Below are 8738 nucleotides of genomic sequence, written 5' to 3'. Positions count from 1 at the left end.
TCAAGATGCGACTTGCGAACGACCCGACAATCCAATCCACTCCCGTGAACCGGACCACAGTGCCCATCCGCCTGCGCATCCCTTCTCACAACACGGTATTCAGTTTTCAAAGATCCCGCAGCCCCGCAACCGGAACCGCAACGGCCTCGCCCGCCTCGCAGAGAGGCCGGCAGCGCGCCGTGATGTCATCTGGTGCGGTTCGGAGACAAAAAGCGCAACGCCGGACCGGCGTTGCTTCGTCGACCTCGCGGCCGCCGCATCACCTCTCGAACCTCTGGGCTCATCACCCGTCCAACCCGCCGGCCAACCGGCCACCGCGTCGGTGGAGCGGTTTATAGGTCCCTCCCCACCGACCGCGCAAGCGCTTTTTTCACCCCGGCGTCATCTTTTTTCCCGGGCACCCGGGGTCAGCGGAACGCGACGGTGCCGTGGTCGCCGGGCTTCGGCGGCTCGCCGGTCAGCTTCGCCCTGGCGTAGCCGTAGGCGTGGACCATCAGGCTGGACGGCGCGTCCCAGTACTCCGCACTTTCCACCTTGACCCTGATGAGGGCGATCTCCGGGTCGTCGACGCCCTTGGGAAACCAAGTGGCCAGCGGTTCCCGCCACAGGCTCTTGATGCGCTCCCGGTCGGTCTCCAGCTCGGCAATGCCGGAGACGGAGACGTAGGTCTGGTCGCCGGGGTCGGCGTAGGCCAGGTTCACCTGCCGATGCGCCGCGACCTCGTGGGTCTTGGTGGAATGGGCGCGGGTGAAGAACCACAGGGTCGCATCGTCGAAGCCCGCGTGGGACAGCGTCGCCATGGGCCGCGACCGCAGGGTTCCGTCCTCATGGATGGTGGTCATCATCGCCACGCGCAGTCCCTTGATCAGGGACCACAGTGTGCCGGCGGCATCGTGGTTGGATGGGGTGGATGCCATGGGTTTTGCCTCGCGTCGTACTCCCGGTCTGAAGCCGGTGAACCGCGGGCGGGCCCGATGGTTCCGGTCCCCGATGGTTCCGCTCAAAGAAGCCCGAGGTCGCGCAGCTCCGCCTGCAGGTGCGGCGGCAGCTCGTCCCCCGCCGCGCCGGCGGCGGCGAGATCGGGCGGCGCCTTGGCGGGATCGAGATAGCGCCAGCCCTGGAAGGGCCGGTGGGCGGTCGGCACGGTCGGCACCCGCGCGGGGTCGAGCATGAGGATGCAGAAGCCCTGCCCGTCCTCGTCCACCGCCGTGTCGATAGCGAGCACCCGCTGGCGGACGGCGACGCTGCCCCGCACCACCCAGTAGAGCGATCCGCCGGCCAGAATCTCTTCGGCGCGGCGCGGCAGACGGCGGGTGGTCAGCGGCACCGCCGGACGGCCGTCATGGTCGCGGATGCGACGATCCTGGAGGGATGCGAGGTGATCGGCGTCCTCGACGCCGACGGCGAGCTTGATGAGATGCAGCGGCATGGCCTGGTGAACCGGACGAAGGGGGGGGAGCGTCCCCCGGCGGGTGTCCGGACATAGGGCCCGCGACGACGTCTGTCCAGCCGCGCCGGCGCGGATCAGGCGGGAATCGCCGTCGCCGCCCGGCAGCGGGCCTCGAAATCGGCGGACATGAACTCCGGCCTCTTGTAGAAGCCCTTCATCCACGCCACGAGCAGGCACAGCTCCTCCAGCCGCACCACCTCGTCCAGGGTGTCCTCGGGGAACTGCACCTCGAACGATTCGGCGATGAAGTCGAGCGCCTGCTCAAGCTGCTCCGGCGTCAGCCCCACCTCCTCCAGCACGGCGGTGCGGGTCAGCAGCTTCTCGTCGATCCCGAAATCATCGCGCAACAGCTTCACGATCCAGCGGAACAGGTGCATCCAGTTGCTGATGGATTCGGTGCTGAGCGGCATGGCGAGCTTCCCGTCGGCATGTGTTCGGACCGTCGCGGTCGCGGTCACGGTTCCGGGCCGGCAGTTTTTCACGGGGGTGTTACGGAAGTGTTAGCCGGGCAGTGGAAAACGTCCCGACGGCACCCGGACGCGGCGCCGTTGCCGCAGCCCGGCACCGACGGGCTATAGTGCGGGACAACAAGCAAGAACGCGAAGGGGAGGATGCCATGGAGGACCACGCCGCCGACGGCGTCATCGTGCCGCCGCTGCCGCGGGACGTGACCGTCAACCCGATCCGCACCGCCGCGGACTGGCAGCGTCAGCGCGACGCCTGCGCCGCCGACCCCGGCGCCTTCCACGGCGCCATCGCGGCGCGGACGATCCACTGGTTCGACGGCGCCGCCTGGCTGATGCGGGATGCCGACGGCGTGTGGCGCGGCTGGGACGCCGCCACCGGCGCGCCGGCGGAGCGGGCGGACTGGTGCCCCTGGCACACCGCCTTCGACGACCGCGACGCCCCCTTCTACCGCTGGTTCGCCGGCGGCCGCACCAACGCCGCCTTCAACGAGGTCGACCGCCACGTGCTGGCCGGCCACGGCGGCGAGGTCGCCTACTGGTACGAGGGCGACCGCTGGGATGCCGCCGCCAACGACGGGCGCGGCGGGCCGGTGCACCACACCGCGCTGACCCGGCGGGAGCTGCTGCTGCGCTCCGTCCTGGCGGCCCGGGCGCTGATCGACCTGGGCCTGACCCCCGGCGACCGCATCGCCCTGAACATGCCCAACATCCTCGACCAGATCGTGTGGACGGAGGCGGCCAAACGGCTGGGCGTGATCTACACGCCGGTGTTCGGCGGGTTCTCCGACAAGACGCTGTCCGACCGCATCGAGAACGCCGGGGCGCGGGTGGTCATCACCGCCGACGGCGCCTCGCGCAACGCCGGGGTCGCCCCCTTCAAGGAGGCGTACACCGACCCGGCGCTGGACCGCTTCGTGGCGCTGCCCGCGGCGCTGGCCATCGTCGCGCGGGCGCTGGCCGACCGGCCCGGTCTCGACGCCCCGGCCCTGATGGCGGCGGTGGAGGCCGGCCTGGCCGGTGAGATCACCGTCGCCCCCGCCGACGTGATGCGGGAGCTGGGCCGCGCCCTCGACGCCCGCGGCGGGCTGGACAGCCGCGCCCTGGCCGACCTGCGCGCCGGCGTCGCCGAGGCGCTGGCCGCCGCCCCGCCGCGGGTGGAGCGGGTGGTGGTGGTGCGCCACGCCGGCCTGCCGGGGATCGCGTGGGTCGACGGCCGCGACGTGTGGGCGCACGACCTGCTGGACGCCGCCGCCCGTGCGGTCTGCGCCGCCGCCGGCGTGCCGGACACCGACGCCCTGCGGGCGCTGGACGACCGGGCGCTGTGCGCCGCCCTGTGGCGCGCCGTGCCGTGCCGGCCGGTGGATGCGGAGTTCCCGCTGTTCGTCATCTACACTTCCGGCTCCACCGGCAAGCCCAAGGGGGTGGTGCACGTGCACGGCGGCTACGTCGCCGGAATCGCCCACACCATGGCGGTGTCCTTCGACGCCCTGCCCGGCCGCGACGTCATGTACGTGGTGGCCGATCCCGGCTGGATCACCGGGCAGAGCTACCTGATCACCGCCTCGCTGGCCGCCCGCATCCCCGGCATCATCACCGAGGGCGCCCCCGTCTTCCCCAACGCCGGCCGCTTCGCCTCCATCATAGAGCGGCACGGGGTCACCATCTTCAAGGCCGGCGTCACCTTCCTGAAGACGGTGATGACCCACCCCGACCACCGCGCCGACGTGGAGCGCTACGACCGCTCCTCCCTGCGCGTCGCCACCTTCTGCGCCGAGCCGACCAGCCCCGCGGTGCAGGCGTTCGGCATGGCGGTGATGACCCCGTGGTACATCAACTCCTACTGGGCGACGGAGCACGGCGGCATCGTCTGGACCCACCCCTACGGCAACCCCGACCTGCGCCTGCGCGCCGACGCCCGCACCTACCCGCTGCCCTGGGTGATGGGCGACGTCTGGGTGGCCGAGGGCGCGCCGGACGAACAGGGCCGCGTCCCCTTCCGCCCGGCCGAACCGGAGGAGAAGGGGGAGATCGTGGTGACCGCCCCCTACCCCTACCTTGCCCGCACCATCTGGGGCGACGCCGCACGGGTGGGCACGCCGGAGTGGCGGGGCGACATCGCGCGGTTCACCGCCACCTATTTCGGCCGCTTCCGCGACGCCGGGGGGCGGCCGGTGTGGGCCTATCTGCAAGGCGACTTCGCGCGCCGTTACGGCGACGGGTCGTTCAGCCTGCACGGCCGCTCCGACGACGTCATCAACGTGTCCGGCCACCGCATGGGCACCGAGGAGATCGAGGGCGCCATCCTGCGCGACAAGCAGGTGAACCCCGACAGCCCCGTGGGCAACGTCATCGTCGTCGGCGCCCCCCACCGCGAGAAGGGGCTGACCCCCGTGGCCTTCGTTCTGCCGGCCGGCGGCCGCACGCTCACGGCCGACGACGAGCGCCGCCTGAAGGACCTGGTGCGCCGGGAGAAGGGCGCGGTCGCCGTGCCCTCCGACATCGTGCCGGTGCCCGCCTTCCCGGAGACCCGCTCGGGCAAGTACATGCGCCGGTTCCTCACGGCGCTGATGACCGATGAACCGCTGGGCGACACCTCCACCCTGCGCAACCCCGAGTGCCTGCCCGATCTGCGCGCCCGGATCGACGCCTGGAAGCACGGCCGGCGCCGGGCCGAGGAGCAGCGCCTGCTGGAGCGCCAGCGCTTCCTGACCGTCCGGTACGACGCGCTGGCCGACGGCGTGCGCATGGCGACCGTCATCATCGACAACCCGCCCGTCAACGCCCTGTCCGACCGGCTGCTGGACGAGCTGGACACCCTGGTCCACCATCTGGCGCGGCGCGACGACGTGCGCGCCGTGGTGATCGCCGGGGCCGGCGGGCGCAGCTTCGTCGCCGGCGCCGACATCCGCCAGTTGCTGGAGGAGGTGCAGGACGCGGCCGAGGCACGCGCCCTGCCGGCCAAGGCCCACGCCGTGTTCCGCGCCATCGAGTCGCTGGACAAGCCGGTGTTCGCCGCCATCCGCGGCGTGGCGCTGGGCGGCGGCTGCGAGCTGGCCATGGCCTGCCATGTCCGCGTCGCCGACCCGCGGGCCCGGCTGGGCCAGCCGGAGATCAACCTGTTCCTGCCCCCCGGCTTCGGCGGCACCCAGCGCCTGCCCCGCCTGCTGCTGCGCCGGGACCCGGAGCACGGCGCCGCGCGGGCGCTGGAGATCCTGCTGTCGGGCCGCACGGTGGACGCCGGCACCGCGCTGGCCATCGGGCTGGTGGACGTGATCGCCCGCGGCGCCGACGACGCCCTGACCCTGGCGCAGTCGATGGCGCGGGAGCGGGCGCTCGGGACAAAGCCCTCCCCCGTCGCAGATGGAGGAGGGTCGGGCGGGGGCCCGGTGCGGCCACCCGCCGGCATCGACCGCCTTCTCCATCAGGCCCGGTCGGTCGGCCGCGGCCCGGTGGCCGAGGCGATCGTGCGGCTGGTGGAGTGCGGCCTGCGCGACGGCTTCGCCGCCGGTTCGGCGGCCGAGATCGACGCCTTCGCCGCCTTCCTGCTGGACGCGGAGAACGGTGCCCGCAAGGGCATCGCCCTGTTCCTGGAGAAGAAGTCGCCGCCCCTGCCCGCCCGGCCGCGGCCGGACGGCGCGACCCTGCCGGTGGGCAGCCCCTTCGTCCCCGGCGCCACACCGCTGCCCCGCTTCCAGCGCGCCCACGCGGTGGTGCGCGACGCGCTTACGGGTGCCGCCGTCCACGGCGACCCCACGGCGGCGGAGGTGGAGGTGACCATCCCCGTGCCGGAACCCGGCCCCAACCAGGCGCTGCTCTACGTGCTGGCGTCGGAGGTCAACTACAACGACGTCTGGGCCATCACCGGCATCCCCGTCTCCCTGTTCGACGAGCACGACGAGGACGTGCACGTCACCGGCTCCGGCGGCATCGCCATGGTGGTGCGCACCGGCGAGGCGCTGCAGGCCGAGGGCCGGCTGCAGGTGGGCGACCTGGTCGCCGTCTATTCCGGCGTCTCCGACCTGCTGGATCCCGAGGCCGGGCGCGACCCCATGGCCACGGCCTTCCACATCCAGGGCTACCAGTCGCCCGACGGCAGCCACCAGCAGTTCATGCTGGCCGACGGGCCGCAGCTCTTCCCGCCGCCGCCGGGGCTGACGCTGGAACAGGCGGGCAGCTACATGCTGGCGGCCGGCACCGCCTACCGCGCCCTGTTCACGGCATTGGACGCGCACCCGGGGGCCCGCGTGCTGGTGGAAGGGGCGGCGGGCGGCACCGGCGCCTGGACGGTGGAGCTGGCGCTGGCCCGGCGCCTGACGGTGACCGGCATGGTGTCGTCGCCCGGACGCGCCGCGGCGCTGGCCCGGCGCGGCGCCGGTTCGGTCAACCGCAGCGACTTCCCGGACACCTTCACCCGCATCCCCGCCGACCCCGCGGGGTGGGCCGCCTGGGCGGCCGCCGGGGCGCCGTTCCTCGACGCGGTGCGCGCCGCCAACGGCGGCCGTCTCGTCGACCACGCGGTGAGCCATGCGGGGGAGACCAGCTTCCCCCGCTCCTTCCAGGCGCTGGCGCCGGGCGGCAGCCTGACCTTCTTCGGGGCGTCGTCGGGCTACCACATGACCTTCCTCGGCAAGCCGGGCACCGCGGAGCCGGCGGAGATGCTGCGCCGGGCGCGGCTGACGCCGGGCGAATCGGTGCTGGTGTTCTACGGCGCCGGCGCCGTCGGCCTGCGCGACGACCCGGCGCTGGCCGCCATCGAGGCGGCGCGCGCGGGCGGAGCCCGCCTGTGCGTCGTCACCGACACGGACGCCGAGCGGGATTTCGTGCTGTCGCTGGGCTACGGCGAGGCGCTGGCCGGGGCGGTGTCGCTGGCGGAGCTGCGTCGGCGGGTGCCGCACTTCCGCTGGCCCGACACCATGCCCGACCTGCCCGACCCGCAGGCCGAGACGGCCGCCTTCAAGGAGGCGGTGCGCCTGTTCACCGAGGACACCTTCAAGCCGCTGGCCCGGGCGGTGGGCGGCGTGCTGCGCGCCGCCGACAACCCCCGGGGCATGCCGGACGTGGTGGTGGAGCGCGCCCGGCGCGACACGCTGGCGGTGTCGGTCATGCTGGTCAAGCCGCACACCGGCCGCGTCGTCTATTGCGGCGCCATGGCGGACGGCGACGGGAACGGCCGCCGCTACAGCTTCTACGCCCCGCAGGTGTGGATGCGCCAGCGCCGCATCCTGATGCCGACCGCCGCCATCGTCGGCACCCACCTGTGCAACGCCGCGGAGATCGCCGCCCTCAACCGCATCATCGCGTCCGGTGCGGTGCAGGTGCCGGCGGTCCATCTCGGCGCCTGGGACAGCCTGCCGGCGCTGCACCAGGCCATGTGGGAGAACCGCCTGCCCGAAGCGACCGGCGGGGCCGCCAAGGCGGTGGTCAACCACGCCCTGCCGGAGCCGGGGCTGACGTCGCGCGACGACCTGCTGATCGCCTGGGCGGCGCGGGCGTCAGGGGCTTGAGTCGTCCGGGGCCGGGGCCGGGGCCGGCGCCGATTCCGGGGCCGGGGGAGCGTCGGGTGCGGCTGCGGACGGCACCGGCGGGCGCGGGCGCGGTGCCCGCGTCTTCTTCAGCAGCAGCGCGAAGGGCTTGAGCATCCGGTCGAACAGGGTGGGATCGTTCTCCAGCCGGGACAGGGCGAAGGCCGCGGCCTCCAGCGTCGACACGCTGTCGCGCCGCGGCTCGCGCCGCGTCTGGCCGTAGAGGGAGCGGAAGCGCGGGTTGAGCACCAGCCGGCGGCACTTCAGCAGCCAGGGGTTCCGCCACCACAGGGTCTTGGCCTGGCTCCAGGTGCCGTCCAGCAGGATGATGCCGTCCAGCCCCGCCAGCACGGCGTCGCTGTCGGCCAGCGCCTTGCCGTTCCGGTCGACCGCGGCGATCTCCTCGCGGGGCCCCTCCCCCGCCTGCTTGGCGGCGCCCAGGTAGAGGACGCCCCAGCGCTTGTAATCCACCTCGTGGCCGAGGATGCGCTTCAGCCCCGGCCAGGACAGGCCGACGCGCACCGTCGCGTTCTTCAGTTGCAGGCGGGTGATCTGGGCCGTGCCCAGCACCTCGCGCTTCTCCTGCGGGTGTTCGAGGATCACCACGGCGATGCGGTTGTCGACGGGATCGATGGCCTCGCAGACGCACAGGTGCTGCGGTTTGAGGCAGGTGGCGCAAGTTTCGGCAGGAATGGACATGACGGTCTCGGCTGGCGCGGGATGGGCGGGAATATGGAGCGGAACGGCGCCGAAGGGAACCGCGCTGCGTCATGACCTGTGTCAAGAATGGGTCCGGAACTTGCATGGTAGCGTACAGGCACACAGGTCGGGGACGGTGGGTTTCGGTCAAAGGACCACCCCGGAGCACCCCGAAGCTCATGAAGGAGGCCTGCCATGCTGCCCGTCCACATCGCCGCCCGCGAACTCGACCGCCGGCGCGCCGAGCGCTCGGCAGAAATTGCCCGGCAACTTCCGCTCTACGCGGAAGATCCTGCCTACCTGGAGCCGCCGGCCGACGGCGCCGACGCGCCGCGGCGGGAGCCGGACTGGGCGTCGGATTACTGACACCGCGCGTCCGGTTTGCGACGGGCCTTGCGGAACGGGCCGGCTGCCCCCATTTGGTTAATCGGTTCTTCAACAACGGAAAGGAGGTGATCCCGTGTCTCATTGCGTCGCCCTGCGGCCGCTCGCCGCCCACGGGATCCCCGCCACGGCAGGGTTCCCCGCCGTCTGACGACGGAGCGCGGCGGTCCGAACGGACCGCGGCAGGCAATGGAAGGGCCGCCCCCTCGGGGGCGG

Annotated in this window: 6 protein-coding genes; 2 read left to right on the top strand and 4 right to left on the bottom strand. The window is 72.8% G+C overall.

Translation table 11 applies throughout. The features are described from left to right. Positions 1 to 407: 407 nt before the first annotated feature. The 3 genes from G472_RS0130430 to G472_RS0130420 form a co-directional block, all read right to left on the bottom strand. Positions 408 to 917 (bottom strand): pyridoxamine 5'-phosphate oxidase family protein, encoded by a 510-nt coding sequence (locus G472_RS0130430; RefSeq protein ID WP_029011412.1) that lies wholly within the window; start codon positions 915 to 917, stop codon positions 408 to 410. 83 nt (positions 918 to 1000) lie between these two features. Further along, positions 1001 to 1429 carry a DUF1489 family protein gene (locus G472_RS0130425; protein ID WP_029011411.1) on the bottom strand — a complete coding sequence of 143 codons (429 nt, stop codon included), beginning with the start codon at positions 1427 to 1429 and terminating at the stop codon, positions 1001 to 1003. A gap of 95 nt (positions 1430 to 1524) precedes the next feature. After that, on the bottom strand, positions 1525 to 1860 hold the full coding sequence (locus tag G472_RS0130420; protein ID WP_029011410.1) for a hypothetical protein: 336 nt from the start codon (positions 1858 to 1860) through the stop codon (positions 1525 to 1527). A 206-nt stretch (positions 1861 to 2066) separates the two neighbouring features. On the opposite strand from G472_RS0130420, the gene G472_RS0130415 reads away from it, so the two are divergent. After that, on the top strand, positions 2067 to 7421 hold the full coding sequence (locus G472_RS0130415; RefSeq protein ID WP_051341665.1) for an AMP-binding protein: 5355 nt from the start codon (positions 2067 to 2069) through the stop codon (positions 7419 to 7421). Here G472_RS0130415 and G472_RS36595 read toward each other — a convergent pair. Then, positions 7410 to 8138 (bottom strand): tRNA-uridine aminocarboxypropyltransferase, encoded by a 729-nt coding sequence (locus tag G472_RS36595; protein WP_051341662.1) that lies wholly within the window; start codon positions 8136 to 8138, stop codon positions 7410 to 7412. The genes G472_RS0130415 and G472_RS36595 overlap by 12 nt on opposite strands. A gap of 195 nt (positions 8139 to 8333) precedes the next feature. Here G472_RS36595 and G472_RS39645 point away from each other — a divergent pair, with 195 nt between their 5' ends. Beyond that, positions 8334 to 8504: a hypothetical protein gene (locus tag G472_RS39645; RefSeq protein ID WP_169732875.1), complete on the top strand. Its 171-nt coding sequence runs from the start codon at positions 8334 to 8336 to the stop codon at positions 8502 to 8504. The last annotated feature ends 234 nt before the right edge of the window (positions 8505 to 8738 follow it).

Source organism: Azospirillum halopraeferens DSM 3675, from assembly GCF_000429625.1.
Taxonomy (GTDB): Bacteria; Pseudomonadota; Alphaproteobacteria; order Azospirillales; family Azospirillaceae; genus Azospirillum; species Azospirillum halopraeferens.
This window is presented reverse-complemented; position numbering and strand designations above follow the sequence as displayed.